A 26,155-nucleotide genomic window follows, 5' to 3' on the forward strand; every position below is an offset into this window, starting at 1 on the left:
CACCAGCCTGACACTACTCATCGGGGAGGGATTTAAGCTTTTGCCCTCTGGATATAGGCCTTGAAGAACATTGGCGTCGTCAGCGCGGTAAGCATCGAGACCGCTATGAAGCTGGCAAAGAGAACCTGGTCTATCAGTCCCGCTGAAAGGCCAAAGGTCAGTATGGCCAGCTCCAAACTGCCCCTACCGCCCATGCCTATGCCGACCAGTATTGAATCCCTCCAGCTGAGGCCGAAGAGCTTGCTCCCAAGGCCGCACCCTAAGAGCTTCCCGAGAACTGCGGACAGGTAAAGGGCCCCTATGAGTGTAAGGCTCATTCCGGCCGTTGGAGGGTTAAACATGAGCCCGACGTAGATGAAGAACAGGGGTATGAAGAACTCGGTGAGGACCACCTGCAGGTCTTCTATGAGCTCGTTCAGCTTTATCCGGGTGACCACAAGGGGGTCCTTCCTTTCCCTCAGCCGGCTTATTGTGAGACCGGCCAGGTAGGCACCGATTATCTGGTTGAGGCCGGCTTTCTCGGCTATAATTGCGAGTGCAAAGGTCAGAATGAGGGTGAATGTGAAGAAGACGTTCAGGTTCCTGACGATTGAGTAGAACCACCTTGCCCTCTTGAAGACGTACTCGGAGATGAGGAGTGTGACCGCTATGAACGTGAATATCTTGACGGTCAAAATTCCAAAGGAGACTAGGTCAAGGCCCCCTCCGGCGAGGGCCGTTATGATGCCTATTAGGTAGACCGCCATTATGTCGTCGGCGAACGCTGCACCCATGATTATTGACGAGACTTCCCTCTTGACGCGCTCCTTGGCCAGAACACCGCTCGTCACCTCTATCGCCGTGTTTCCAAGGGTTATCCCTATGAATATTGCCGCAGTCGTGCCCTTGCCGAAGTACATCACCGTGATAAACCCCAAAACGAACGAGAACGCGACTCCGAGACCGGCAACTACAACGGCCTTCTTGGTGTTCTGTGCTATCGCCGAGAAGTTGCTGGTGAGCCCCATATAGAGCATCATCATTATCAGCCCAAACTCCGCCAGGACTCCGAGCTCTTCCGTCGGTTCGATGACGCCCAGCACGAAGGGCCCCAGCATGACACCGGTCAGGACGTGGGCTATTATCGGGTGTATCCCCACCCTCTCAAAGAGCCATTCAATGCTCTTTGCAACGACCAGGAGAATCGCCAGCGCGGGCAGAAAGTCCACGTCATCCCCTCCTCGCGAGCAGAGCCCCTATTATCCAGAGTGCCATCAGTATTATCGCGAGTATCGCTGCAATGCCTGCCCCCCTGCCCGTCCCGAAGACTATTGGTATTGGGCCTATCATTATTACTCCGCCGCCTTCCACCTCGCCCTCGCCGCCCAGAGCAGAAATTGCGGTTCCAATAAAGACTAGCAAGAATCCGAGCAGTATCATTCCCATGCCGGCCAGGATGAGCAGGCCCCCCTTGTCCATACATTAAGGCCTTCTCGCTAGCCTTTTAAAACTTACCCAAAGGGTTTAAATGCCCGGGAATCAAATTCTCCAACATGCTTGTGCTCGTTGACCTGGACGATACCCTCTGCAACACGTGGGAGGCCGGAAAGTACACGATACTCCGTCTCATCCCTTTCCTTCTGAAAAGGAGAAAGTTTAAGGCGTTCTTCTACATACTCACAGCCCGCTACCGCGAGCTTGAGCAGTCCAGGGAGCTCCACATGATGGACCTCGATAAAATCGTCGAGAGGCTCCTCCGGAAGATATACGTTGGCATCTCGCCTGGGGAGCTCGATGAGATCCAGGAGCTCGTGGACAGGGTATTCTTCTCAAATCTGAAGCTGTTCCCGGACACGGTTCCTTTCCTTGAGGGGCTCAGGGGGATGGGTGCCCGGATAGTGCTCGTAACGGACTCCTCGACCAGGTGGCAGAGGAAGAAGCTCGAATACCTCGGCATAAAGGACTACTTTGATGCCCTTATCATAAGCGGCGAGACGGGGCACAGCAAGCTCGACCCCCACAACTTTCGCCTGGCTAGGCAGCTCTTTCCCCACGAGGACGAGGTCTACATGGTCGGCGACAGGGACGACACTGACATGAGGGGCGGGAAGGAGATAGGGGCCGTTACAATACTCGTCAGCAGGGGGTATTTCAAGGGGAGACTCGCAAAGCACGCCGATTACGTGGTCAAAGACCTCATGGAGGCCCTGGAGGTGATAAGGCGTGAGCATGAAAAACGAGCTGAAGCGTAAGTCCCTTCACCTCACCGGCCTTCTTGTTCCAGTCTCGTACCTGCTCTTTGGGAGGGAGGTCACCCTCACCCTCATAGGCGTGGCCTTTTTCCTCTTCGTCGTGCTCGAACCCTTCAGGATAATCGAGGAGCTCAGGGACAGCATCAAGAGGAGGCTTAAGATATACGTTGACAACGACGTCTTCGAGCGCGTTGAGGTTTTGGAGAAGCAGATACGGGAGATAACGAGGGAGCACGAACGCTATCGCGTGGCGGCCCACATATACTTTGCCGCGGCGGCGTTCATCATTGTCTACTTCTTTCCCATGGAGATAGCGATAGGGGCCATCACGGTTGCAACCGTGGGGGATGCCCTGGCGGCTATAGTCGGCAAATCCCTGGGCAGGCACCGCTTCAAAAACGGCAAGAGCCTTGAGGGCAGTGCCGCGTATTTCTTCTCTGGACTTCTGACGCTCTGGCCCCTTGTAGGGCCCCTTTTGGCGGTTCTTGGCTCCTTTACTGGGATGCTGGTGGAATTCTACGGTTTCCCGCCAGGGAAAGATCCGGGGGAACAGCTGGATGACAACTTTTCAAACCAGCTGGCGATAGCGGTTGTGCTGTATATCGCGGGGATTTTCCTGGCCTGATTTTCGTTCCACGTTCTCAATGCACATCAATGAGACCAGATAAAAATGGTTAGAAAAGAGTGGATGGAGGTCACTCTATGGTGACCGTGGCGAACTTGGTGAACGTGTCCTCGTCGCCCCACTCTTCGCCGGGCGCTTTGTCCCTGACAGCATCCTGGAGCGGCAGGCTGTCAACGGCAGAATCGCCGGCGCCCTGTCCCGTTACATATGCCACCATACTGAGCTTCTCCGGCTTTCCTCCAAGGGCCTCCCATGGGATGGCTATCTCAAGGGTCTGAAGTCCGTTCTCCGCTCCCCCGGTGTAGGCGTAGAATCCAACCCATTTGAGCTCCTCGTACTTCCATGCCGAACCGTCCCATACGACAAACTGTGCGCTGGTTATGTTGCTGGTTCCCTTGTCCCCGAAGAACTCACCGTTCCAGAAGAAGTACAACTGCGCGTCTATTCCCTTGTCAAAGCTCACCTTCCTGCCCCATGCATCGGTGCCGGTGGTGTAGCCCCCGTCCTTGTAGTCCATCGCTATGCCGTAGGCAACCCTCCACGATGCCTTGTTCTCCGTCGTGAGGGCTATGTAAAGGAACTGGTCGTCGTAGTCAACGTAGAGGGCCTTGAGGTTCGCACCGTCCTGCCCGTAGCCGGTATCATCAACGGCTATGGGCTGGACGTTCCAGTCGTCGAGGTTGCCGTCTATAGTCTTGGTCAGGTTCTTGGCGAGCTCCTGCATGTGTTTTTCCCTTTCCAGCTCGCCGCTCTGGGCCTTTTCGACCATTGACTCCATTTCTCTGACTATTTTTTTCATTCCGGTGTAGGCCCGGTATATCTTGAGTGAGGCACCGAACGCATAGTTCGGGCTGTCTATCAGCTCTTTGCCCTCGTTGTAGAGCTTCAGGAGATCCATGACCTTATTTCTGAGCTCGTTGAGCCTGTCCTTCATGTCGTCAGTGAGCGGCATGCCGTTGAGCTTCTCTAAGAGGTCGCTATAGGCGGCATAGTCCCTCTCAAAGTGCCGTATACCGTAGAACCTGTTGAGCATGACAAAGGAGTTCTGGTACTGGATTAGCCTCTGCATTTTGACACTAACCAGAGTGGCACTCTCAACGATGTTGTCCATCCTGATCCTGATGTAGTAGTCGGGGATATTGTCGGAGAGCTCCTCTGTGGTGCTCGGCTCCTTGGTTATGGTGTCAACTATGTCGCTTATTCCATCGTTCGCGAACGGGTCTCCGAAGTTCCATACGGCCGGGCCGTAGCTGAAGCCTGTTGCAACCTGGAAGCTGAACTCCTTGGCTCCTCCAAAGACGCTCAGCGGGATTCTAACCTCAACGGTGTTCTTGTGGAGGTTAACTCCAACGAGAGCGCCGCTGACCTGCACGATGTTTCCGGCGGGGTCTACAAAGTACAGCAGGGAGGTCTTGCCCGTTCCGGAGGAGACTACGGCCGAGGTTTGGCCCGTGTACTGGCTTCCGCCGAGGTTTATGGCCATCTGGATGTCCCACTGAAGGACCCCGTTGGTGTCCATTTCACCTGCGAACCACGTAGCTCCACCGTCCTTATAGTCTATCGGAACGGCTATGAACGTGGCACCGTTGTCCCCGATTTTTATGTTGCTCATGTTGGCGAACCTGAAGAGGAAGTACACGTAGCGGTCGTCCTTGGTGACGCCAACCTCCGTCAGGTCGGCGTGGGCTGAAGTCCCCCCTGGCAGCCACTGATCCTTGTCGTGCTTCTGGTCGTTCGTAGCGTCGCTCCAGATGAAGACGCCGTTCTGGACAGTGTATGAGTTCGGGGCGATGCTAACCGCCGGCCAGTCGTCGGGGTTCCCGTCGACGTCTATGCTGCCCACCCAGACAACCTGGACGTCCATGGTGAACTCGTTGTTGTTCTCGTTGGCCTCGGGGATGGCGTTTTCCTCGTCAACGACCGCCCTTATGGTGTACGTTCCTGTGGCGTTCGGGCTCCAGTTGAAAAGGAACCACTTGCTCTCTCCTGCGTTCAGGTTGACCGTCCAGTTCGTATAGAGGTTACCACCAAGGTACACCCTAACACTAGCGTTGCTGACCGGTAACGAACCCTCATTTTTGACGGTCACGTTGTAAACACCAAGCCTGTTAATGCCAACAACGCCGGGCCCGGTTACGCTTACGGTGAGGTCAGGCATTAAGAACCATTCACCGACAAGCATGTTGGTGAAGGTGTCGGTGTCTCCCCATTCTGCGCCTATGTTGGTGTAGTCTATGGCAGGGTCAACCGGTAAACTGTCCACTGCGGAACCACCGCCTCCAGTCACCCAGGACATAACGGCAAATCTGGAGTGCTTTCCTCCGAGGGCGCTCCAAGGAATGGCTATCTCAAGGGTCTGGAGACCGGTTGAAGTGTCTCCTGTGTAGGCAAATTTGGCTCCAACGTCGGCAAGGCTCTTGTAGTTCCAGCCACTTCCGGTCCAGGTGTTGAAGTTGTCGGTTCCCATTCCGCTGTTCCAGCCCCACCAGAAGTAGAGCTCGTAATCAAGGGCGAATCCGCCGGAGAATTCAACGCTCCGTCCCCAGGAATCAGTCCCGGTTGTGTAACCGTTGCCTGTTCCCGGATCAATGTCTATTCCTATCCCGTAGGCAACGTCCCAGCTTCCGGTGTTGTTGGTTTTGATGGCTATGTATAGATACTGATCGTCCCAGGAAACGTACATCCTGTCGAGGTTTGCCCCTGCCTGCCCGTTGTCCCTTCCTGCCACCAGAAGGTCGGCGTTGCTCCAGTCGCTCAGGTTTCCGTCTATGGTCTTGGGGGCGACGTAGATGACCGCCATGTTGGTGAAGGTGTCGGTGTCTCCCCATTCTGCGCCTATGTTGGTGTAGTCTATGGCAGGGTCAACCGGTAAACTGTCCACTGCGGAACCACCGCCTCCAGTCACCCACGCCATCACAGCTATCCTCTCGGGCTTTCCTCCCAGGGCACTCCACGGTATCTTTATCTCGACCGTCTGCAGGCCGGTTGAAGTGTCTCCGGTGTAGGCGAAGCTACCGCCAACGCTGGAGATGCTGTTGTAGTTCCAGCCACTTCCGGTCCAGGTGTTGAAGTTGTCGGTTCCCATTCCGCTGTTCCAGCCCCACCAGAAGTAAATCTCATAGTCGAGAGCAAAGCCATTTGAGAACTCAATGCTCCTGCCCCATGAGTCTCCACCGGAAACGTAACCGTTGCCGGTTCCCGGGTCAACGTCTATTCCTATTCCGTAAGCCACGTCCCAGCTCTGTGTGTTGCTGGTCTTTATCGCAATATACAAATACTGATCGTCCCAGGAGACGTACATTTTGTCGAGATTCGCACCGGCCTGTCCATTGTCCTGTCCCACCGCTATCAGATCAGAGACTGTCCAGTCGCTCAGGTTTCCGTCTATGATCTTGGTTCCATAGAGGGCACTTGCAAACCTGCCAAAGGGCCCCAGGCTGAGAACGAGAACCGCCATCAATACCAGCGCTACCTTTTTCTTCAATCTGCACACCTCCAGTGGTGCATAATCCCCAAGGGTGTACGGTAGTCACCGTTAGTGAATATTTGGAGAAAAAGGTTTATATGCTTTTCTTTCCATATCACTGGTAGTGATAACAGGGGTGGTTGCCATGGTGAACTTCATATTCGGGATCCATAACCATCAGCCTCTCGGTAACTTCGGTTGGGTCTTGGAGAGTGCCTACGAGCGTTCCTACCGGCCGTTCATGGAGATACTTGAAGACTACCCGAACATGAAGGTCGCGGTTCACATAAGCGGCCCCCTCCTTGAGTGGCTGGAGGAGAACCGTCCCGAGTATATTGGCCTTCTCCGTTCCCTTGTCCGGAAAGGGCAGCTTGAGATAGTCGTCGCCGGCTTCTATGAGCCTGTCCTGGCGGCGATTCCAAAAGAGGACAGGATAGAGCAGATAAGACTTCTGAAGGACTTTGCCAAGAAGCTCGGCTACGATGCCAAGGGCGTCTGGCTGACCGAGCGTGTGTGGCAGCCGGAGCTCGTAAAGAGCCTCCGCCAGGCTGGTATAGAGTACGTCATTGTTGACGATTACCACTTCATGAGCGCCGGTCTGAGCAAGGAGGAACTCTTCTGGCCGTACTACACGGAGGACGGCGGGGAAGTAATAGCGGTCTTCCCGATAGACGAGAAGCTGAGATATTTGATACCCTTCCGTCCGGTTGAGAAGACTGTGGAGTACCTCCATTCCCTCGACGACGGCGATGAGAGCAAGGTTGCTGTCTTCCACGACGACGGTGAAAAGTTCGGGGTCTGGCCCGGAACATATGAGTGGGTGTATGAAAAGGGCTGGCTCAGGGAGTTCTTTGATAGCGTTTCAAGCGATGAGAGGGTAAACCTTATGCTGTACTCCGAGTACCTAACCCACTTTAAGCCGAGGGGCATAGTGTACCTCCCGATAGCCTCGTACTTCGAGATGAGCGAGTGGAGCCTTCCGGCAGAGCAGGCAAAGCTCTTCGTTGAATTCGTGGAGACACTGAAGAAGCACGGGAAGTTTGAGAAATACAGGGTTTTCGTCCGCGGTGGAATCTGGAAGAACTTCTTCTTCAAGTACCCCGAGAGCAACTACATGCACAAGAGAATGCTGATGGTGAGCAAGCTGGTGAGGGAAAACCCCGAGGCGAGAAAGTTCATCCTCAAGGCCCAGTGCAACGACGCCTACTGGCACGGCGTCTTCGGCGGCGTCTACCTCCCCCACCTCAGGAGGGCGGTCTGGGAGAACATCATCCGGGCGAATAGCCATGTGAAGGTTGGAACTTTCGTGAGGGACATAGACTTCGACGGCCACGATGAGGTCTTTCTGGAGAACGAGAGCTTCTACGCGGTGTTTAAACCCTCCTACGGCGGAGCGCTGTTCGAGCTAAGCTCAAAGAAACGGGCGGTCAACTACAACGACGTTCTCGCTAGGCGGTGGGAGCACTACCACGAAGTCCCTGAGGCGGCCACCCCTGAAGAGGGGGGCGATGAGGGGGTTGCGAGCATACACGAGCTTGGCAAGCAGATTCCAGAGGAAATACGGCGGGAACTTGCCTACGACAACCACCTCAGGGCGCTCCTTCAGGATCACTTCCTCGACCCGGAAACGGCTATAGATGAGTACCGCCTTGCTAGATACCTGGAGCTCGGTGACTTCGTGAAGGGGACATACGACTACAGCACCTCCGATGGGGGCATCACCCTCTGGCGCAACGGGACTGTCTCGGGAAGGGCTGCGAGGGTTGAGAAGTCTTTCAGGTTGAAGGAGGACGGCTTTGTCGTTGACTATGCAGTAAAGAGTGACGCCAAGGCCCTCTTCGGCGTTGAGCTGAACTTGGCCGTTCACAGCGTCATGGAGAAGCCCGAGGAGTTCGGGGCGAAAAGCTTTGAGGTGAACGACCCTTACGGCATCGGAAGGGTGGGAGTGGAGCTTGACAGGGAGGCGAAGGTCTGGAAGTATCCGATAAAGACCCTTAGCCAGAGCGAAGCTGGATGGGACTTCATCCAGCAGGGCGTCAGCTACACCCTGCTGTTCCCAGTGGAGGGGGAGCTGAGGTTCCGGATTAAATTCCGGGAGCTATGAGTTTTTAACTTTCTGTTCTCACAATTTTCCAAAATATTTTTAAGTCTGACTTTCTACTTCAAATGGTGATACAATGATAGAGGATGCCGCGAGGAACGCCGTCATAGGTCAGGTTGTGCTGATACTGGCAGGACTTGCTGGGGGCTTTCTGGGCTTCCTAGTCTCGCTCTTTGGGTTCGGAGCGTACGCCCTCGGGATGAACGGATTTGCGGAGGTCTTCGGGGATAGCAGGATATTCAGATTCGTCGTGTTTGCGGTTGTAACATCGCTGGCCGCTGCCCTGATTCTTCTGGCTGGTTCCGCCAAGGCGGGCCTGGTTCTCTTGGCGGTGGCGTACCTCTTCGAGATACTGGCCAACTACTACCTGTACCGTGCCTCGGGTGTCCCCGCTGTGATATGGGGGTACGGCCTCATCCTGCTCGGACTCCCGCTCCTCCTGGTCTACATCGGGGTGCTCCTCATCATAGCGGGCAGGGTCATGGTGATATACGGCTACTATTCGATTCCAGAGATGTACAGAATAAAGAGAAAAGCGAGAAGGCACATGGGGATGGCCCTTTAAACCCTGATTGTTAGTCCCTCCAGGCTCTTGTTTATTGATTTTATGACGTAAAACTCAGTAACCTTGTCTTTCCTCGAAACCCTTATCACTGTGGTGGCAATATCCTCCAGGATGTCCACAACAGACCTCCTTGATGAGTCAATTACCTTGGCCTTCAGAAACTGTATTGAAAGCCGCCTTTCGTCCCCAACATATCTCGATATGGCGGTTATTATGGCCTGAATGTTCCTTGGGTAGAATTCTGAGGTCACAAAGAGCTTTTCAAGCCCCACGACCACGGTCAGTAAGGGGGCTTCTGAATTTAGGACTTCCTCGTAAGTTTCCTCAAACTTCTTTGCCAGTATGACGGGTTCGGAGGTGTCCCGTATCCATCCCAGTACGTCTCCTGTTTCGATTTTGCCCCCTATTTTAATCGCTTTGACTTTATCAAAAACTTCGTCGCTTATTCCCGCCAGCTTCGCCTTTGCTTTTAGGAGGTAAAGCGAGTCAAAAATGTCCACAACCACCACTGTGTACCCCTTTTCATTTCCCCACCGTATTAACTGGGATAGCCCAAAGTACTGGTCCCCACTGTCTGTCCTTTCTATCAGGACTATCTCTCCCCTTTTGAGGGATTCCCAAAGCGTATCCATGAGGCCGTCTGGGACACTCACCGCGGGTCGCCTATACCTATTGGGTTTGATATCCTTAATAAGGTATGCTATTGTGGATGAAGATCGAACGTTTAAGCGTGCTTCGGGATGGATTACTTCCTTCTGAGGCTGAAATCAAGCGCTTTCTCCATGCGCCAGAACCTGCAGAAGGAACACACCTCCCCGCTCGACGGCATCCCGCAGACCTCGCACTCCCTCAGCTCCTTCTCCTGGAGCTCGGCCTCGAAGAGGTGCTTCTTCCTCAGGTAGCCCTTCACGAAGTTTATCTTGGTCCCGGGCCTCTTCTCCTCCATGTCGTTGAGTATGCCCTTGTACTCTATGGTTGTAGCTCCTACGGCGTGGGGGCATTCTTCGATGTGGTACTCTATGCCGTTCGCCAGGGCGTACGCCACGACCTCCCTCTCGGTCAGCTCGTAGAGCGGTTTTATCTTCTTCACGAGCTTTCCGTTGAACTGTTCCGGAGTTACCGGCCCCTGCTTTGCCAGGTACTGCGTGTTCCAGTTCATCAGGTTGGCGAAGATGAAGCTCGCCTCGTCGTCGAGGTTGTGGCCGGTAGCGACTGCATCAAATCCGTTGTCGTAGGCGAACTTGTTGAAGATGTAGCGCTTGGTTAGGCCGCAGTAGGAGCATGTGGGCCGTCTCGTCCTCACTTCGCCGATTCCATGGCCCAAAAGCTCCTTAACCCTGACGATGTGGAGGGGAACTCCCAAAGCCTCGCACTGCCTCTTTGCATATTCTTCGCTCTTCTCCGAGTACTCTCCGATGCCCAGGTTGATGTGGAGGCACTCGATGTCGTAGCCGAGCTTTTTCAGCACGTGGGCGGTAACCGCTGAATCCTTCCCGCCGCTCACAACAACCAGAATCCTCTCGCCCGGCCCGATAAGCTTGTAGCGCTCTATCGTCCTCTTCACCTTCCTCTCGAAGTACTCCGTGAAGTGCTCGGGGCAGAGGTACATTCTTGGGTAGTGGAGCTTAATGAAAGCTGGTTTCTCGCAGAACCTGCACCTCATGGACATTTCTCTCACCGAAAATAGAGGAGGTGGTGGCCTTTTAATCTTAATCCCCAACGCGGTTATATCTCCAGGCTCATGCCCTCCTCTTCCAGATGGGGGGACTTGGCTATTAGAACCCTCCCCTCATTTTTGACGATGAGGACGCGTGTAAACGCCTCCTCAAGAAGGGCCAGATACATCCTTTCAACCATCTCGTAGTTAACAAAATAAAACGTCGTTCTCGTGGAATTCCCAAGGAACGCTGATGCTAGGTTAGCCAGGGACAGGATGAAGCGCCTGTTGTTGCCCTGGAGGGGTATCATCCTCTCGGGATTCAGTATTACCGTTACCGTTCCGGGGTTTTTTAAGTAGTATTCCTTTAGCTTCTGGGTAAACTTGCTCAGGAATATCCCCGGGTCTTTGTGTGGGTCGCCCTCAAGGAGCAGCCTGCCCCACTTGGAAACCCCCCCCGCCTTTACCCGGGGTGTGTCCTTTGGAACTTGAAGCCCAGAGAGTCTCAGCCACCGCAGTATGGGCAGAACCGAATCAATTACATCCACGATCAACACTCGATTCCATCCGCAGGTCTCGCCGATGGCGTAGAACAGCAGTGGATGTTTGGAAAGGGAAGTGTGCTCTATGAGCACGCTCTCCCCTGGCTGTATAGTTTTGATGTACTCTTTAAATTTCATTTTCTCCCACCCCGGGATGCTTGATGAGCTTAACTGTCCTTCCTGAGACCCTTAAAACATAATCAGAGTCCTGTTCCAGGCCTTTTGTCAGGTATTCCGAAGCTATGCTTGTGTTCAGGAACAGGAAGTTCATCTTACCCTCAATAGGTAAGTATCTCCGGGTTACGGTCTCAAAGTACCTTTCGAGCTTTGCTGGATTGTCGAGAAAGGTGAATGAAAACTTCTCCATGCCCAGAACTATGGTGTGGTTCCTGCTTCTCTCGGGAACGTTCTTTGCAACCTGCCCGTATATTGCAAGATGGTGTTCAAAGTCCTCTATAATATCAACCCTACCAAGCACATTGCCCCTCATAACTATACCCTTCTCTTTTATCACCGGAACTTCGCCAATTTCGAGCTCAATGCCCGCAAATCTGAGGTTCTGGATGAATATGTGCAGGGTGTCCCATATGTCCACTATCAGGGGCTCAATCCCCATGTCTTTCCAGCCCTTTACTATTTCATAAAATATCAGCTCCGGATGGTCCTTTGCTTCGTACTCCACGAGCGCAATGCCATCTTGAGTGGAGAGAAGTTTCTTTATGACGTCTCTCATGGCTCTCACTAGGTGGATATATGAACTTCGAACCTAATATGCTTTTTGTATCATATGGTTGTTGGGGTGCATCTTTGTAGGGAAATAATGGGTCAGACGAGGCTCTCTATCTTCGCCTTCCAGTTACCCGGTTCCCTGAAGTCCTTCTCCGTGTAGAGGCCCTCCTTCTTGAGTATGCCCCTCGCGGCGAGCAATCCTGTCGCCGCTGCGTTCACTATGTCCCGGCTCAAACCTGCCCCGTCGCCGGCGGCGAAGATGCCCTCGATGCTCGTCTCAAGGTTCTCATCAACCTCGACCTTCATGGCGTAGTACTTGATCTCGGGCGCGTAGAGCAGGGTGTGGCCGCTGGCGACTCCGGGCAGAACTTTATCGAGCTTCTCCAGACCCTCCAGGATGTTGGTGACAACGCGATGCGGCAGGGCCATCGCTATGTCTCCTGGAGTAACGTGCTTCAGCGTCGGCTCGACGTCGCTCCTCCTTATGCGCGCCCATGTGCTCCTCCTCCCGCGCCTCAGGTCGCCGAGCCTCTGGAGTATGGGCTTTCCGCCACCTATCGTCGTCGCCAGCTGGGCTATGCTCCTCCCGTAGGCGGTGGTGTCCTCGACCGGTTCGGTGAGCTCTATCCTCGTCAGGAATGCGAAGTTGGTGTTGTTGCTCTTCTTCTCGTGCATTGAGTGTCCGTTTACTCCAACGTAGCCGTCGTAGCGCTCCTCAACCACGAAGCCGTTCGGGTTGGTGCAGAAGGTTCTCACGAAGTCGTCGTAGGTGTCGGTGTATATGTGGAACTTGGGGTCATGGTTTATGCTCGTTATGGGCTCCATGATTATCGCGGGCACCTCAACACGAACGCCGACGTCGATCGGCCCGTGCCTTGCTCTGAGGGCTATCCTCCCTGCCACCTCGTGGAACCAGTCCGCCCCTCCCCGTCCGGGGGCGACGATTATGTAGCGGGTGTTTATGTCGAAGATGTCCTTTCCCCTCTTTACCTTCACCCGTCCCTGCCTGAATTCCAGGGCCTTCGTCCAGAGGAGGAACTCAACGCCCTTGCCTTCGAGGTGGCGCTTTATGTCCGAGATAACCCCGGGCGTCCTGTCCGAGCCTATGTGCCTCTGGATTATCGGGATGAACTTTACTCCGGCCTGTGCCGCCCTCTGCTCCCAATACCTGACCTGGTCGGGGTTGCCCTTGAAGAGGTTCTTCGGCGCTTTGTGCCTGAGGAAAATCCTGTCTACCTCCCAGACGAGCTGCCAGGCGTAGTTCTCGTCCCCAGTAAGTTCGCTTAAGTCACCGCCGATGTCCGGGCGGAGGTTTATCGTGCCGTCGCTTAGGCCGCCTGCCCCGCCGACACCGCTCATTATATGGCAGGGCTGGCAGCCTATGCAGTAGCCGAGCTCGTACATTGGGCATATCCTCTGGTCGATGTCTCCACCCTCGTCGATTACCAAAACCTTAAAATCGCTCCTTTCCGCCAGCTCGTAGGCCGCAAAAAGTCCCGCCGGGCCGGCGCCGATTACCACGACATCGTAGGTTTTCCCAGAAACCATATTTCCCTTGCCGGGGTTTATGGGCAATCCCTTAAAAACTTTTTGGCAAGTTTTTGGTTAATTTACTCTTTTTATGTGCCAAATTTCGACAGAAATATGGTAATCACTCCCCGAAACCTTTAAACAGAATTGGGCACTACGGTTTTCAGTGGGATCATGCCGGGGGAGAAATCTAAAAACGCCAAGGCGAAGAAGATAAAGATAATCCACAGCAAGAGGAGGCTCCTCCAGCTTAAGAGGAAGGAAGAACTGAGCCACAACATCAGGTACATCTCGAAGGTTCCCGTCAGTGTCGTCATGGACAGGGATTTCCTGAAGGTTAAACCCAGCGACTCCCTCATCGCCCTTATAGAGGGCATGGGTGATGAGGAGAGCTCCGCTGTGGTCGTTGATGACTCGGGATACCTCATTGGTTTTGTAACGATGAAGGACGTGCTCCATTTCTTTGACGTCCCAAGGAGGCATTCAATAGTGGGATTCGGCCTCCTCAAAAAGTATTCAGTCACGAGGGCGACCTACGTCAGGGACATCATGGTGACGAAGCCCATAACCATAAGCATCAATGATAACCTGGGCCATGCCATAAGGATTATGCTCGAAACGGGGAAGCACCACCTCCCGGTGGTTGATGAAAAGGGCCGCGTTCATGGGCTGCTTGAGGTGAAGGACATAATCCGGCTCATCCGCATAGTCTCGCTTTGACAACCTCCAATCAGGTGGGAGCATGGACGTCTTCCTGGAGCTTGCGGTGATACTGGTGACGGCCAAGCTGGGGGGATACATAAGCAGCAGGCTGGGCTTTCCGGCTGCTCTTGGCCAGATAGTGGGGGGAATCCTTCTCGGCCCTAGCCTCCTGGATTTTGTCAAATACGGGGAAGGTGTAAGGCTTATATCCGACCTCGGCGTCATAATGCTGCTCTTTCTGGCAGGCCTCGAAACCGACATGGAGGAGTTCAGGCGTGTCGGACTTCCCGCCTTTGTTATCGCTTCCCTCGGGGTTGCCCTCCCCTTTGTCTTCGGTTACCTTGTGGCCATTGGATGGGGCTATCCGAGGATGGAGGCCCTTTTCCTCGGCGGCGTCATGACGGCCACGAGCGTCAGCCTGACCGCCAGCGTCCTCATGGAGATGAAGCGTCTCAGAACGCGCGTTGGGGCGGCGATTCTGGCGGCGGCCGTTGTCGACGATATACTGGGCATAATCATACTCACGATACTCGTTGGAATGAACACCAAAGGAACTGTCTACACCCAGGACATAGCCATACTCCTCGTTGAGATAGCCGCGTTTTTCTTCTTCAGCTATCTCCTCGGTAGGGGGATTGTTAAGAGGGTTCTCCGGGGCTCCCATAGAATAAACCTGCCCGAAACGGTTACCACCGTTGCCCTTGTCGTCATGCTGGTCTTTGCTTACCTAGCGGAGTACTTCCAGATAGCGGCAATAACCGGAGCCTACCTGGCGGGTATCCTCGTTGCTGGGAGTGAGGACGCCAGAAAGATAACCGACAAGGTGGTTACCCTCGGCTATGCCTTCTTCATACCCGTCTTTCTGGTCGGAGTCGGCGCCGAAACTGACGCCCATGTCGTCTTTGCCGCTGGAACATTTGCGTTCATATACTCCCTCCTGGCGATAGCCGGCAAGGTCATCGGCTGTGGGATCGGCGGAATCCTCTCGAAGTTTAACCCCCATGAGTCCCTCCAGATAGGTGTTGGAATGATTCCAAGAATGGAGGTTGGCCTGATAATGGCCAACATAGGCCTGGCTGAGGGGGTTCTTAGCCAGCAGAGCTTCTCCATAGCGATAGCGATGGTAATGGCGACGACGCTCGTGACGCCTCCCCTCTTGAAGGTCGTCTTCTCAAAGGGTTAGCTCGGCCAACCGAGTGCTCATCACGGCTCAGGCAGTGCCGGTCTCGTCATCGCTATGCACACTTTAGGGCATAGGTTTATAAACGCCTCACCGCAGTGGCGAACATGAGTGAGGTGCTCTCGATACTCAGTTCGGCGCTCTTCATGCTCATCATGATAGACCCGAGCGATAAGATACTCCTGGTCAGCCTCCTGAGGGAGGACTTCCATATAGAGGACATAAGAACCCTTATCGTGAGGGCCAACCTCATAGGCTTTCTCCTGCTGTTCCTCTTCGCGGTTTCTGGACAGATAATCCTCCAGCAGATATTCCACATCGACATAAACGCCCTCCGCGTCGCCGGCGGCTTCGTGCTCTTCAAGATCGGCCTTGAGGCCCTTGAGAGCGGGGGCATGATGACCCTCAAAAAGGAGAAGAACATACTCGCTCTTGCGGCAGTTCCTGTTGCGACACCGCTTATAGCGGGCCCAGCTGCTATAACAACCGCCATAACCCTGACGGCTGAGAAGGGTCTCTACCACGCGACTGCCGCGATATTCATCGCCATACTCCTCACGGCGCTCACCATGTTCATAACCCTTTACGTCATCAAGAACGTCAGCAAGACAACCCTTGGTGTCTTCATAAGGATAATAGGTATGTTCACGATGGCGATTGGGGCGCAGATGATGGTGCAGGGCGTCGTTGGAATATACCTGCTCATGACGTCTGCTGGATAAACGTCAAAAACTCCTGGGCTAACCTTTTAACCCCTTCCGCTTTTCCCAGGAAAAGGAGGGTTGAAGATGAAAGTCAGACTTGAGAGGGTCAAAGGAACGCGAGATCTCCTCCCGGAGGAAATGGCCAGGAGGAGATGGGTGTTTGAGAGAATCCGCGAGGTCTTCGAACGCTATAACTTTCATGAGGTTCTCACGCCGACCTTTGAGTACACCACGCTCTTTCAGCTGAGGAGCGGGGAAGAAGTTGTGGAACAGCTCTACGCCTTTGACGACAAGGGTGGCAGGAACATCTCACTCCGCCCGGACATGACGTCGAGCGTGGCCCGGCTCTACGTCAACTCCTTCCAGAACGCGCCCAAGCCGATAAAGTGGTACTACATGGCCAACATGTTCAGGTATGAGGAACCCCAGAGCGGCCGCTATAGGGAGTTCTGGCAGGCGGGCGTTGAGCTCCTCGGAAGCGATAAGGTGGAGGCCGATGCTGAAGTGATAGCGCTCTTCGTTGAGAGCTACCTCGCCACAGGCCTTGAGGACTTCACGGTCAACATAGGCGACCGCGTTCTCCTCGACGAGTTCGCCAGGATGCTCGGCGTCGAGGACGATGTAGGTTTGATGAGGCTCATAGACAAGAAGGACAAGATGAGCAGGGAGGACTTCGTTGGGGCATTGAAGGAGTTTGGGCTTGACGATGATGGGGTTGAGAAGGTTCTCTCGCTGATCGAGATCAAAGGGAAACCTGATGATGTGCTCCCCAAGGCAGAGGAGCTCTTTACGAGTGAAGGGGCAAAGGCAGAAATCAAGAGGCTCTACGAGCTGGTCGACCTCCTCGATGCATACGGCGTGAAGGAGAAGATCCTCATAGACCTCGGCATAGCGAGGGGCTTTGACTACTACACGAGCATAGTCTTCGAGGCCATCGCTCCCAACGACCTCGGCATAGGCTCGATAGGCGGCGGTGGGAGGTACGACAACCTCATCGAGGTCTTTGGAGGCAAGCCGACTCCAGCAACGGGCTTTGCCATAGGCATCGAAAGGCTCATCCCGATCCTCGAGTGGAAGGGCCTCATTCCGGAGCCAAAGCTAAGGCCCGACGTCTACGTGATTCCAATCGGAAAGGAGCCGGAGCTCAAAAGGGCTGCCATCGAGATAACGTCCTCCCTCAGAAGGGCCCGAGTTAAGGCCGACTACGAGCTGACCGGAAGGAAGCTGAGGAAGGCCCTGGACTACGCCGGAAGGCTGGGCGTCCCCTACGTCGTCCTCGTCGGAAGGAAAGACCTCGCGGAGGGCAAGGTAACAATAAGGGACATGGAGAGCGGCGAGCAGAGGGCTGTGGAAAAGGAGAAGGTTGTGGATGTCCTCGCAGGGATGTTGAGGGGTTGATTACCTTTTCACCTCCACCCTGAACTCCCTTGCCTTTCTCCTCATTCTCCATTCCTCGATTTTCCTCACGAACGGACAGCGGGAGCGCCATTTCCAGTAGGCTCTTTTCAGCGACTCGAACATCTCTGGCCCCAGGCTGACCTCTCCCCCGCCGTGAAGGGGGTTCAACCCTCGCCGTTGGCGGTTCGGTTCGCGGGCCCATCACTTACTCGGGTCGCCCCTTTCAGTTCAGCCCGCAGGCCCGGTCTTGGGCCCGTTACCCCTACCGGCAAAGCGGATCAGGGTTATCGCTTCAAAGCCCCTCCCAAACTCTAACTGCCCAAGAGGGCAGTTTTCGAAGGACGCCTGCCAGCGTCCTCCCCTGCTTTTGCAGGGGACACGGTGAAAGCCCTCTAAGAGGACTACCCGTCAAAGGACTCTTTCAGAGTCCTTACCACTCCAAAACTTAAAAGGCTTTCGGTAATTTGAATGGCTGACTCAAGAATACTGCATCCCCTCCGTGAACGGCGAGGCTTTCAAAAGAAAAATGTAATATCTGAAACACAGCTTAAAGGGTTAGCGGATGAAGAAATATTAAAAAGAGCCATGGGGCACTCAATGCCACGTCACGACCCTGTGGGTGACTTTTCCCGCCAGTGCGTCTTTCAGGGCCTCTTCCATTATCTCAAGGCCCCTCTCAGCCAGCTCCCTGGTTATCACCAGCGGCGGCGTTATCCTGACAACGTTTCCGAACATTCCGTAGCTCGGCAGGATGAGGCCCAGCTCGAAGGCGCGCCAGCATATCTTTCCTGTCAGCTCCGGGTCCGGCTTTCCGTCAGGCTTGACTATCTCCGCCCCTATCATAAGCCCCCTTCCGCGGACGTCGCCTATTACATCGTAATCCTCCTGCATCTCCCTCAGGCGTTTCTGAATGAACGTGCCCACTTCCAGAGCGTTTTCGAGGAGCCTCTCCTCTTCAATTATTCTCAGCGTGGCGTATGCGGCCGCAGAGATGACGGGATTGGCTGCCGGCGTGAGGAGTGCCGAGCCGCTCGTAAGCCCTTCCATCAGTTCCCCTCTCCCGATGACGCCGCTGAGTCCCATACCGCTGGCAACGCCCTTGCCAAACGCGAGCAGGTCTGGCTCAACCCCGAACCACTCGCTCGCGAACCACTTCCCTGTCCTTCCGATTCCCGTCTGCACCTCGTCCATGGCGAGCAGGATTCCATGCTCATCGAGGAGTTTCCTGAGCTCAATGAAGAAGTTCTCCGGGGGCACGACTATTCCGGCATCCCCCTGTATCGGTTCGGCTATGAGAACGGCCGTCTCATCTGGGGGAACCACATGGGCAAAGATGTAGCTTTCAAGGTAGTCGAGGAAGCGGTTTATCAGCTCGTCGGGCTCTTCGTAGCCGTCTACCCCCCAGACGTTCCGGTAGGGGTTGGGATAGGGCACCCAGACTACGTTGGGAATCAGGGGTGACAGTCTTCTCTTCTGGGAGCTCTGAAATGCCGCTATCGATGTTGCCCCATAGGTCTGCCCGTGGTAGGCGCCGATGAAGGATATTATCCAAGGTTTTTTCGTTGCAAACCTCGCCGTCTGCATGGTTAAATCCATCGCGTCGCTCCCGCTCAGTCCGAACAGAATCAGGGAGTTCTCAATTGGGGCCTTTTCAGCCAGCATCTCGGCCACTTCGATTGCCCTCCTGCTGTAGGTGTAGCCTATCATTGAGTGCTGTATCCTGGAGACCTGTTCCTGGACTTCTCTCACAAGCCGTGGATGTGCGTAGCCGGTCGATGCAGCGGCCGCTCCGGCTAGGAAGTCTATGAACACGTTGCCGTCGACGTCCTCTATCAGTGCCCCGTAGCCCCTCTCCGGGACAACGGGGAAGAGCTTAACGCCGAGGCCCGGCGAGATGACTCTCTTTTCCCTCTCTATCAGCTTTCTGGCCTTTGGGCCTGGAGGAGTGACAATTATTCTCGGATGCTCAGAAGACATAACTACCGCCCCGAAATGTTAAAGGGAAAAACGAAAAGGTCACGGGTTGGCCGCAACGAACTCGTCGGTCTTTTCTCTGACGAACCAGAACAGCACGAGCAGGCCTATGAGGTTGGGTATTGCCATCAGTCCGTTCATCATGTCGGAGAACGTCCAGACAGTCTCCAGCTTTGTTACGGCACCGACGTAGATGAAGACAACGAAGAGCAGGTTGTAGACGAGGTGAAGCCTCGGATAGAGCCTTGCGAACTTCTCCGGGTCCTGCTCAAGCCACTTTGCGAGGTACATGACGTTCTGCCTGCCGTAGAACGACCAGGCAAGTATCGTAGAGTAGGCGAAGAGTACGATGCCTATTGCAACCATTATTTCTCCAGCATGCCCGAAAGCCGCTGCGAAGGCAGCCTGGGTGAGCGGTGCGCCGTTGAGGTCGGGGTACAGGCTGTAGGCCTCCGTAACGACTATGGAGACGCCGGTGAGGGTACAGATTATCAGGGTGTCGATGAAGGGGCCAAGCATTGCAACGTGTGCCTGCCTTGATGGATGGTCCGTCTTTGCTGCCGCGTGTGCGAGCGTTGCGGTACCCAATCCAGCTTCGTTGGAGAACAGCCCCCTCTTGACGCCCCAAAGGATTACCTGGCCTATCGCGCCGCCTGCCACTGCTCTCCCTGTGAACGCATCCTGGAATATCAAAGCAAACGCACTTGGGAGCTTTCCTGCAAATTTAACCCAGACGCCTATGGCGAAGAGGAAGTAGACTATTGCCATGAAGGGCACGAGCATCTCGGCAACTTCACCGATCCTCTTGATACCGCCTATAACGACTATGAAAGTCAGGATCGCCAGTATTGCTCCGGATACCCACGTTGGGACGTTGAATGCGGTGTTGACGGCATCTGCGACCGAGTTGGACTAGGTCATGTTTCCGATACCGAAGGCCGCTATGGCCGCGAAGAGCGCGAAGAGTATCGCCAGCACCTTCCCGAGAGTCGGGTAGGCGTCGTCCTTGAGGAGGAACAGTCCGAGTATCGCAAAGAGGACTGCAACTATTATTGCTCCTACCTGGAGCGCCCCTGTGAAGCTCATTGCAGACTTTCCAACGAAGAGCGCAAACAGCAGGGTAAATATCGATGCAAGATACTTGCCGGTCTTGGGAATGTTCTCCATGGCGAAGCCCTTCTCCAGGAAGTTGAAGGTTCCGCCTATCATGGTGCCGTCTGGCAGTTTGTCCCTGAAGGCGACACCGAGGAGGCCCTCCGAGTACCTGGTGGCCATTCCCACGAGCGCCGTGACCCACATCCAGAACAGCGCACCTGGGCCACCGTAGTGGATGGCCGTTGCGACACCGGCGATGTTCCCGATACCGACGGTTCCGGAGATCGTTGCCATCAGAGCCTGGAACGGTGTAATGTCACCTTCGCCGGTCTTTTTCCTGCCCTCAAAGAGGGTGAACCTTATGGACCACCCGAGGCGGCGGAACTGAATCGCCTTCAGTATTATTGTCAGGAAGAGCCCGGTGCCCACCAGCAGTACTATCATCGGCAGGCCCCAGACTTCTCCGTCCAGCCAGTTGATAAAGTCCACCAACATGCCCATTGAAGCACCCCCATATAAGTTCATTCTAGTGCATGTAGATGCCTTATGCCACGTTTACTGACGTTAGTGTACTTTAACGTTAATGGTTATGAACATCATAGGTTTTAAGGTTTGTGAAATATAATTGGATAAAATGTCATGTATTTGGCGCACTTTCAATTGTGTTTGTAAAATTGGAATGACTGCAGTGGAGGGCATCCGGTGGGGGCTCTTGACTTTTCTCTTTTTCAAGCCTCGCCCTTCAGGGCGGGGTACGGTGTCATGCAAATTAATCATTAAGCAGGAAAGCAACACTCTTTTAAAGTATAAAACGCATACTATACCTTAGAATGAAGCGGGCAGTAGCGGTCAAACTCCAGCCCTCGAAGGAACAAAAGAAAATCCTTTTTGAATTAGCTTACGCTTCAGCAATAATCTGGAACAAACTCAACTACCGGAGGCTCAAACAATTCAAAGAATTCGGCAAAATAGACTTTTCAACAACTGAAAAAGAAGCCTACCACGAGTTCAAAAACTGGATTGGTGGCTCAACAGTTCAACAACTGGCCAGAAAGAACGCTGAAGCGTGGCGTTCTTTCTTCTCCCTCAACAGGAAGAAAAAGAAGGGTGAACTGCCCGAATGGTTTAAACCGAAACCACCAAAATTCGTCAAGGAAAAGAATGGTAAAAAACTCTTTGTAATCCCCCTTAGGAACGACCAGTATCAGATTGATGGGAACGTTATTGAATTGAGACGTCTCGGCAAGTTTGGGAAACTCAAAATCCAGTTCAAGGGCAGAATACACTTGAAGGGCAAGCAAGGACGCTTAGAAATCGCCTATGATGACGTTAGGCGGAAGTGGTATGCCCACATTAGCTTTACGGTAGAGGAGAAGCTTGAAAGTGGGGAATGGGTAAGCGTTCCGAGAAAGCCAAGGGGAAACCTCTCTGCCGGAATTGACTTGGGAGTGAACAATTTGATGGCCGTTTATGTTGAAAACGGTGAGAGTTTTCTGGTTAATGGAAGGCCACTCAAAAGCATTGATTTTTACTGGCGGAGGAAGATTGCTGAGTATCAGTCAAAACTTAACAAGTCAGGAGCTAAAACGAGCAGGAAGCTCAAGAGAATACACGAGAGGGCTAAACTCCAAGCGAGGCATTACATCAATACCGCAGTTAGGCAAACTGTTAGAAGGCTTTATGAGCTCGGCGTTTCAAGAATTGTAGTTGGTTACCCGAAGGGTATTGCAAGGAACTCTGATAAGGGCAAAAGGCAGAATTTCATTCTCTCTCACGTTTGGCGGTTTAATTACGTCATCAAACGCTTAACTGAGGTTGCTGAGGAGTATGGTATTCAGGTTTTGGTTGTTGATGAGGCTTTCACTTCTCAATCCTGCCCTCTCTGTGGCCAGCGCAATTCTAACGGGAGAATTTTCAGGGGTTTGTTTAAGTGCCACAGGGTGGGCGCTGTTATGAACGCTGACCTTGTGGGAGCTTTTAATATTTTGAAGAAGGTGGTGAAACTCATAACCCCGAGCCTTCCTGCTCTTATGGGGGGTAGGGGTAACTGGCCGGAGACCCGGCCAGAGGGGTTCGAAGAACCCGTTCTAACGGGTTCCCTAATGAGAACCCCTCAAACCTCCCCGCCAGTGGCGAGGGGTTAACCCGTTGGAACCCTCGCCCTCAGCCGGGAGGAGGTCAGTCTGGATAACGTTATTAACCTCCAATGGCTAACCTCTGCAGGGATGATGAGTCTGGAGCCCCCTGATCGGTGAGGAGGTTTCGCGGGGCTGACCGCAATGATAAGGGAGCACCTCTGCCGTGAGTATCTGGAGGAGATTGAACGTCTCGAACGTTCAATTCGGGAGCTGGAGGAAGAGATAATCGAACTCCGCATGCAACTCAACCTGAAGGTTGATGAGGCCAACAGACTCGCCATAGAGAACGCCAGTTTGAGACACAAGCTTGAGGTTCAAAGGAGGACCTACAGGAGAATGGTCGAACTGCTGAAGAAGGCCAAGTTCCCAATAATCCTCCTTGACGAGGATGACCCTGAAAAGTGATGACTGGCGTTATCCAATTTTGCCCCATGTTAGCACCACTGTAATTCATTGGAATAACTACAAAGTCCCATCCGAGCTAAGGGAATATTGTTTAGTTATCTAGTTACAGTATTGCCGTTTTTGTAATACAAGATGCAAGTTAAGCTATGTTGGGGAGTTGCTGTTATATTTTCCACAATATGTATATTCATTTGGAATGTACTTAGCTGGAAAACACTCAAATCGTTACAATATACGCAAAGCTTAAATAATATAATAAATTAATCTAAACGGTTCAACAATGATGGTACAATCTGTTTTGTGTCTAATCTGGGATTGGAATCTTATCTCAACTGTGTTGAGGTGATTGCTGTGAGGAGGTCAAAGGTCGAAATAATAGCTGATATACTGCGCTCTGCTAATGGCACCGGTGCAACCAAAACCCAGATAGTCTACAGGGCAAACCTGAACTTTAAGCTGGCGAGTGGCTACATAAGGTATCTCCTTCGGAAGGGCTACCTCGTGGAGGTTGTTGAGAACAACAGGAAGATTTACAGGGCTACTGAAAAGGGCCAGGAATTTCTGAGGGAATTTGTTGTTATTGCCAGGGAGTTAGATGAGCTGTTCCGCCTGGAAAGTGTCCTCTGACTTAAATTAACTCTTCAAATCAACTTAATCATGTTCCGTAACATCGTTCCGTAATTTCACTACGAAAAAACGTTTCTTCTTCCTTAAATACGTGAAAATAGATAGCCACTAATGCCCCTGGCATAATGGGGCTCCTCTGGAGGTGTTCGGAAATGAAGGGTGCTCTGCTGAGCTTGGTTTTGGTGGGAATGGTACTGATGGGAGCCGGAGCAGGAACCTGGGCCTACTTCAGCGACACCGAGACCAGCACCGGCAACTACATCGCGGCTGGAACGCTCGACCTTAAGCTTGGAGATGGAGCAAGCACGTGGTATGATGATCCTAGCATACCCAGCTACACTGTCACGAATGTTTACCCTGGATGGGGTGACTGGCTTGACTTCTACGCCAAGAACTTTGGAACTATTGATGGGGATCTCTACATGAAAGTAACCTACACAGAAAGCGGAGGGGACAACCCAGAGGCCGAAGGATCCCCTGATGATGCAGTTTTGGACGACAACCTCTACGTTGCGGTTTATGTTGATGGAACTCTCTTAGACAACCAGACACTTTCATGGTGGGCAAGCCAGGGTTACTACTCTCTTGGGAGCTTGACCGCGGGCAGTATGGCCCACATAAAGATCGAAGTATACATACCAACGACAGTGGGGAATGAGATTCAGGGCGACGAGGTTACTATTGATGTAGAGTTCAAGCTAATGCAGAGCGGTTACTCTCCGTGACCGGTTTAATTCTTTAAAGGGGTGACAGTGATGCGGAGCTTTGCAGTGGCTTTACTCCTCATCGGCCTTGTGTTGACAGGGACCGGCTACGGCACGTGGGCGGTCTATCAGGACACCGAGACCAGCACGGGAAATTCTGTACAGGCGGGTACTTTCGACTTGTATCTGACTGATACCACCACAAGTGCAGATGCCCAGTGGACCCTTTACAACGCTTACCCCGGGATCAATGTCCAAGAAGAGGGAGATATTAGGATATACAACAATGGGAGCGTTGAGGCCGATCACATTGAAATCGTATTTGAACTTAAGTGTTACGAGGACAACAACGGTAACCTCGTCGATGGCCAGATTGCAGGGCCGGAGTCAGATACCAACCTGACGGGAATAGGGGAGTGGCTGAAGGAGATACTGGTACTTTCAATGAAGTACAGCGAGAGCCCCTCCAACTCAAACCCCACCCTCAACCTTGTTTACATCGACCTCAGTGGATACCACTACGATGGCACATACCTCACAGACATTGATGGCGATGGGTACATTACCCTCTATGATCTATCTAAACAGGTCATCAGAGGTCTTTACGCACCTCCCGCTTTGAACGGTGGTGCTCCTGATGGCACACACTACACGACTTTCCAAATGGCACTTCAGGTCAGGGAAATGGGCTATCCCCAGAACGACTGGCAGGGGGATGTCTGCGAGCTTATAGTGCACGTTGGAATGGCTCAAGACTCGTCTCAGACAGTCCTCAGTCCCGGAGGAGTTCAGGTAATACTCCCCTGAGAGGTTGAAGGCCGATGAGGTCGCTCTCCATCATCTTTCTTTTTGTTCTCATGGGGTTCCTGGTGTACACAACGATGATGTATGGGGCCAGCCATGTTACGGATTCCAACCCAATCCTTCTTATAGATGGGGAGACCCGAACGCCCGCACCTTTGAATACCAGTACGGCTTCCGTTGATATACCCCTGATAGATGTTTCAAACAACTCTGTGGTAAACTCGGCAAGTGTCCTGTTGAATCGCTTGGCTTCGACCCAGGTATCGTACTCGCAGATTCTCAGCGGGGTCGAACTGGTGAGTAAGCTGTCACTTATTGCGGTGATCGTTGCGGTGTCACTTTTACTGCTGTCAGACATGGTGGTGAGGTAAAATGAAGAGGCTCATGCTTATTCCCTTTGCTGTAGCACTTTTTTCTCTCTACATTCCCCAGGCATCTTTTTCCTTTTTCCCAGACACAGAGCCCATCCCCGCCGAACTGGCCGCCGCTATCCCGCCCTCCAGCGTCGCCGTCTTTTATGAAAATGCGACGCTCACCTTTCTTTGCCACGCCCCCTGCTGTCATCACGGCGGCAGTTCGGATGTCTCTGAGGTGGGTGGAGTAATATCCACCGCAAAAAACGATCCTAGTATCTTGGAGCATGCTCCCCAGTGCTTCAGAAGAATATGCAGTGAGGCAGTTCTCAGCGGGATATACATTGACAACAAAGGTAGGGACGTCGTTCTTAAGGGAGTCGTCGTGAAATGGTGGGGTGGCGGAAGGCTTAACTACTTGAAGATAGATAACATGACGTTTAATGTTAACTCCACCTCCCCCGCCCGGATCGGGATTGGGGTGACGCTGGGGGGCGGGATTCATACTCTTGAGCTTGAGTTTGGCTCGATAGTCTCGGCCGCCTTTGAGATAACCTTTGTCCTTAACGACCACGTCGAGGAAACCTATTTCGTCCCGTCCATTGAGTTTAAGTGGGTGTAGCCC

At 53.3% G+C, this 26,155-nt stretch carries 25 protein-coding genes and 1 pseudogene; 14 read left to right on the forward strand and 12 right to left on the reverse strand.

Going from position 1 to position 26,155, the window contains the following annotated elements; translation table 11 throughout:
• Positions 1–32 precede the first annotated feature (32 nt).
• A complete protein-coding gene (locus tag A3L14_RS00500) occupies positions 33–1,208 on the reverse strand; it encodes a cation:proton antiporter (RefSeq protein WP_055428396.1) in 1,176 nt (391 codons plus the stop codon).
• A gap of 1 nt (position 1,209) precedes the next feature.
• Positions 1,210–1,458, reverse strand: a complete 249-nt coding sequence (locus tag A3L14_RS00505; protein ID WP_055428397.1) for a TIGR00304 family membrane protein — start codon at positions 1,456–1,458, stop codon at positions 1,210–1,212.
• Positions 1,459–1,532: 74 nt separating this feature from the next.
• Between A3L14_RS00505 and A3L14_RS00510 the strand changes: the two genes are divergently transcribed.
• Positions 1,533–2,231, forward strand: a complete 699-nt coding sequence (locus tag A3L14_RS00510) for an HAD family hydrolase (RefSeq protein ID WP_055428398.1) — start codon at positions 1,533–1,535, stop codon at positions 2,229–2,231.
• A complete protein-coding gene (locus tag A3L14_RS00515) occupies positions 2,203–2,856 on the forward strand; it encodes a diacylglycerol/polyprenol kinase family protein (RefSeq protein WP_074631357.1) in 654 nt (217 codons plus the stop codon). The genes A3L14_RS00510 and A3L14_RS00515 overlap by 29 nt, the downstream gene beginning before the upstream one ends.
• 70 nt (positions 2,857–2,926) lie before the next feature.
• Here the strand turns inward: A3L14_RS00515 and A3L14_RS00520 are convergent, their stop codons facing one another.
• A complete protein-coding gene (locus A3L14_RS00520) occupies positions 2,927–6,313 on the reverse strand; it encodes a CARDB domain-containing protein (protein ID WP_088886145.1) in 3,387 nt (1,128 codons plus the stop codon).
• Positions 6,314–6,467: 154 nt separating this feature from the next.
• On the opposite strand from A3L14_RS00520, the gene A3L14_RS00525 reads away from it, so the two are divergent.
• On the forward strand, positions 6,468–8,426 hold the full coding sequence (locus A3L14_RS00525) for an alpha-amylase/4-alpha-glucanotransferase domain-containing protein (RefSeq protein ID WP_055429993.1): 1,959 nt from the start codon (positions 6,468–6,470) through the stop codon (positions 8,424–8,426).
• Positions 8,427–8,499: 73 nt separating this feature from the next.
• Positions 8,500–8,988 (forward strand): hypothetical protein, encoded by a 489-nt coding sequence (locus tag A3L14_RS00530; protein WP_055429992.1) that lies wholly within the window; start codon positions 8,500–8,502, stop codon positions 8,986–8,988.
• Here the strand turns inward: A3L14_RS00530 and A3L14_RS00535 are convergent.
• The 5 genes from A3L14_RS00535 to A3L14_RS00555 form a co-directional block, all read right to left on the reverse strand.
• Entirely contained in the window at positions 8,985–9,641 is a 657-nt protein-coding gene (locus A3L14_RS00535) for a DUF257 family protein (protein WP_055429991.1), read from the reverse strand. The two genes, A3L14_RS00530 and A3L14_RS00535, sit on opposite strands and share 4 nt — an antisense overlap.
• Before the next feature lie 92 nt (positions 9,642–9,733).
• Positions 9,734–10,651 (reverse strand): tRNA-5-methyluridine(54) 2-sulfurtransferase, encoded by a 918-nt coding sequence (gene ttuA / locus A3L14_RS00540; RefSeq protein WP_055429997.1) that lies wholly within the window; start codon positions 10,649–10,651, stop codon positions 9,734–9,736.
• A 62-nt stretch (positions 10,652–10,713) separates the two neighbouring features.
• The gene (locus A3L14_RS00545) at positions 10,714–11,325 is read right to left on the reverse strand and encodes a DUF257 family protein (protein WP_088886093.1); all 612 of its coding nucleotides are present in this window, start codon (positions 11,323–11,325) and stop codon (positions 10,714–10,716) included.
• Positions 11,315–11,920: a DUF257 family protein gene (locus A3L14_RS00550; RefSeq protein ID WP_055429989.1), complete on the reverse strand. Its 606-nt coding sequence runs from the start codon at positions 11,918–11,920 to the stop codon at positions 11,315–11,317. Before A3L14_RS00550 ends, A3L14_RS00545 begins: the two co-directional genes overlap by 11 nt.
• A gap of 92 nt (positions 11,921–12,012) precedes the next feature.
• On the reverse strand, positions 12,013–13,464 hold the full coding sequence (locus tag A3L14_RS00555; RefSeq protein WP_055429988.1) for an NAD(P)/FAD-dependent oxidoreductase: 1,452 nt from the start codon (positions 13,462–13,464) through the stop codon (positions 12,013–12,015).
• Between the two features lie 156 nt (positions 13,465–13,620).
• On the opposite strand from A3L14_RS00555, the gene A3L14_RS00560 reads away from it, so the two are divergent.
• The 4 genes from A3L14_RS00560 (at position 13,621) to hisS (ending at position 17,430) form a co-directional block, all read left to right on the forward strand.
• The gene (locus tag A3L14_RS00560; RefSeq protein ID WP_055429987.1) at positions 13,621–14,166 is read left to right on the forward strand and encodes a CBS domain-containing protein; all 546 of its coding nucleotides are present in this window, start codon (positions 13,621–13,623) and stop codon (positions 14,164–14,166) included.
• A gap of 22 nt (positions 14,167–14,188) precedes the next feature.
• A complete protein-coding gene (locus tag A3L14_RS00565) occupies positions 14,189–15,331 on the forward strand; it encodes a cation:proton antiporter (RefSeq protein ID WP_055429986.1) in 1,143 nt (380 codons plus the stop codon).
• A gap of 104 nt (positions 15,332–15,435) precedes the next feature.
• The gene (locus A3L14_RS00570; RefSeq protein ID WP_055429985.1) at positions 15,436–16,050 is read left to right on the forward strand and encodes a MarC family protein; all 615 of its coding nucleotides are present in this window, start codon (positions 15,436–15,438) and stop codon (positions 16,048–16,050) included.
• A 66-nt stretch (positions 16,051–16,116) separates the two neighbouring features.
• Positions 16,117–17,430: a histidine--tRNA ligase gene (gene hisS / locus A3L14_RS00575; RefSeq protein WP_055429984.1), complete on the forward strand. Its 1,314-nt coding sequence runs from the start codon at positions 16,117–16,119 to the stop codon at positions 17,428–17,430.
• Here the strand turns inward: hisS and A3L14_RS11995 are convergent, their stop codons facing one another.
• The 3 genes and pseudogenes from A3L14_RS11995 to A3L14_RS00585 all read right to left on the reverse strand — a co-directional run bounded on the left by A3L14_RS11995 (position 17,431) and on the right by A3L14_RS00585 (position 21,000).
• Positions 17,431–17,553 (reverse strand): hypothetical protein, encoded by a 123-nt coding sequence (locus A3L14_RS11995; protein WP_257789384.1) that lies wholly within the window; start codon positions 17,551–17,553, stop codon positions 17,431–17,433.
• A gap of 471 nt (positions 17,554–18,024) precedes the next feature.
• Complete coding sequence (locus A3L14_RS00580) at positions 18,025–19,407, reverse strand: acetyl ornithine aminotransferase family protein (protein WP_055429983.1); 1,383 nt, start codon at positions 19,405–19,407, stop codon at positions 18,025–18,027.
• 39 nt (positions 19,408–19,446) lie between these two features.
• A pseudogene (locus A3L14_RS00585) lies at positions 19,447–21,000 on the reverse strand (alanine/glycine:cation symporter family protein).
• Between the two features lie 329 nt (positions 21,001–21,329).
• Here A3L14_RS00585 and A3L14_RS00590 point away from each other — a divergent pair.
• From A3L14_RS00590 to A3L14_RS00610, 5 genes are all read left to right on the forward strand, one after another.
• On the forward strand, positions 21,330–22,643 hold the full coding sequence (locus A3L14_RS00590; protein WP_055429982.1) for an RNA-guided endonuclease InsQ/TnpB family protein: 1,314 nt from the start codon (positions 21,330–21,332) through the stop codon (positions 22,641–22,643).
• Positions 22,644–22,778: 135 nt separating this feature from the next.
• Positions 22,779–23,042 (forward strand): hypothetical protein, encoded by a 264-nt coding sequence (locus A3L14_RS00595; RefSeq protein ID WP_055429981.1) that lies wholly within the window; start codon positions 22,779–22,781, stop codon positions 23,040–23,042.
• A gap of 351 nt (positions 23,043–23,393) precedes the next feature.
• Positions 23,394–23,669: a winged helix-turn-helix domain-containing protein gene (locus A3L14_RS00600; RefSeq protein ID WP_055429980.1), complete on the forward strand. Its 276-nt coding sequence runs from the start codon at positions 23,394–23,396 to the stop codon at positions 23,667–23,669.
• A 152-nt stretch (positions 23,670–23,821) separates the two neighbouring features.
• Positions 23,822–24,394, forward strand: coding sequence for a TasA family protein (locus A3L14_RS00605; RefSeq protein ID WP_055429979.1), 573 nt, complete (start codon positions 23,822–23,824; stop codon positions 24,392–24,394).
• 30 nt (positions 24,395–24,424) lie between these two features.
• Complete coding sequence (locus A3L14_RS00610; RefSeq protein ID WP_055429978.1) at positions 24,425–25,180, forward strand: SipW-dependent-type signal peptide-containing protein; 756 nt, start codon at positions 24,425–24,427, stop codon at positions 25,178–25,180.
• Here the strand turns inward: A3L14_RS00610 and A3L14_RS11615 are convergent.
• Positions 25,146–25,535, reverse strand: a complete 390-nt coding sequence (locus A3L14_RS11615) for a hypothetical protein (protein WP_143597798.1) — start codon at positions 25,533–25,535, stop codon at positions 25,146–25,148. The genes A3L14_RS00610 and A3L14_RS11615 overlap by 35 nt on opposite strands.
• Before the next feature lie 14 nt (positions 25,536–25,549).
• Here A3L14_RS11615 and A3L14_RS00620 point away from each other — a divergent pair, with 14 nt between their 5' ends.
• Complete coding sequence (locus tag A3L14_RS00620) at positions 25,550–26,152, forward strand: hypothetical protein (RefSeq protein ID WP_088886094.1); 603 nt, start codon at positions 25,550–25,552, stop codon at positions 26,150–26,152.
• The last annotated feature ends 3 nt before the right edge of the window (positions 26,153–26,155 follow it).

The organism is Thermococcus thioreducens (assembly GCF_002214545.1).
Taxonomy (GTDB): Archaea; Methanobacteriota_B; Thermococci; order Thermococcales; family Thermococcaceae; genus Thermococcus; species Thermococcus thioreducens.

What these genes read in the sequence shown, in the direction of transcription:
- hisS (WP_055429984.1), top strand. Translation starts at nt 16,117, where the DNA reads ATGAAAGTCAGACTTGAGAGGGTCAAAGGAACGCGAGATCTCCTCCCG.
- A3L14_RS00530 (WP_055429992.1), top strand. Translation starts at nt 8,500, where the DNA reads ATGATAGAGGATGCCGCGAGGAACGCCGTCATAGGTCAGGTTGTGCTG.
- ttuA (WP_055429997.1), bottom strand. Translation starts at nt 10,651, where the DNA reads ATGAGGTGCAGGTTCTGCGAGAAACCAGCTTTCATTAAGCTCCACTAC.
- A3L14_RS00610 (WP_055429978.1), top strand. Translation starts at nt 24,425, where the DNA reads ATGCGGAGCTTTGCAGTGGCTTTACTCCTCATCGGCCTTGTGTTGACA.
- A3L14_RS00520 (WP_088886145.1), bottom strand. Translation starts at nt 6,313, where the DNA reads ATGGCGGTTCTCGTTCTCAGCCTGGGGCCCTTTGGCAGGTTTGCAAGT.
- A3L14_RS00550 (WP_055429989.1), bottom strand. Translation starts at nt 11,920, where the DNA reads ATGAGAGACGTCATAAAGAAACTTCTCTCCACTCAAGATGGCATTGCG.
- A3L14_RS11995 (WP_257789384.1), bottom strand. Translation starts at nt 17,553, where the DNA reads ATGTTCGAGTCGCTGAAAAGAGCCTACTGGAAATGGCGCTCCCGCTGT.
- A3L14_RS00590 (WP_055429982.1), top strand. Translation starts at nt 21,330, where the DNA reads ATGAAGCGGGCAGTAGCGGTCAAACTCCAGCCCTCGAAGGAACAAAAG.
- A3L14_RS00595 (WP_055429981.1), top strand. Translation starts at nt 22,779, where the DNA reads ATGATAAGGGAGCACCTCTGCCGTGAGTATCTGGAGGAGATTGAACGT.
- A3L14_RS00565 (WP_055429986.1), top strand. Translation starts at nt 14,189, where the DNA reads ATGGACGTCTTCCTGGAGCTTGCGGTGATACTGGTGACGGCCAAGCTG.
- A3L14_RS00605 (WP_055429979.1), top strand. Translation starts at nt 23,822, where the DNA reads ATGAAGGGTGCTCTGCTGAGCTTGGTTTTGGTGGGAATGGTACTGATG.
- A3L14_RS00570 (WP_055429985.1), top strand. Translation starts at nt 15,436, where the DNA reads ATGAGTGAGGTGCTCTCGATACTCAGTTCGGCGCTCTTCATGCTCATC.
- A3L14_RS00525 (WP_055429993.1), top strand. Translation starts at nt 6,468, where the DNA reads ATGGTGAACTTCATATTCGGGATCCATAACCATCAGCCTCTCGGTAAC.
- A3L14_RS00560 (WP_055429987.1), top strand. Translation starts at nt 13,621, where the DNA reads ATGCCGGGGGAGAAATCTAAAAACGCCAAGGCGAAGAAGATAAAGATA.
- A3L14_RS00580 (WP_055429983.1), bottom strand. Translation starts at nt 19,407, where the DNA reads ATGTCTTCTGAGCATCCGAGAATAATTGTCACTCCTCCAGGCCCAAAG.
- A3L14_RS00510 (WP_055428398.1), top strand. Translation starts at nt 1,533, where the DNA reads ATGCTTGTGCTCGTTGACCTGGACGATACCCTCTGCAACACGTGGGAG.
- A3L14_RS00555 (WP_055429988.1), bottom strand. Translation starts at nt 13,464, where the DNA reads ATGGTTTCTGGGAAAACCTACGATGTCGTGGTAATCGGCGCCGGCCCG.
- A3L14_RS00620 (WP_088886094.1), top strand. Translation starts at nt 25,550, where the DNA reads ATGAAGAGGCTCATGCTTATTCCCTTTGCTGTAGCACTTTTTTCTCTC.
- A3L14_RS11615 (WP_143597798.1), bottom strand. Translation starts at nt 25,535, where the DNA reads ATGTCTGACAGCAGTAAAAGTGACACCGCAACGATCACCGCAATAAGT.
- A3L14_RS00505 (WP_055428397.1), bottom strand. Translation starts at nt 1,458, where the DNA reads ATGGACAAGGGGGGCCTGCTCATCCTGGCCGGCATGGGAATGATACTG.
- A3L14_RS00545 (WP_088886093.1), bottom strand. Translation starts at nt 11,325, where the DNA reads ATGAAATTTAAAGAGTACATCAAAACTATACAGCCAGGGGAGAGCGTG.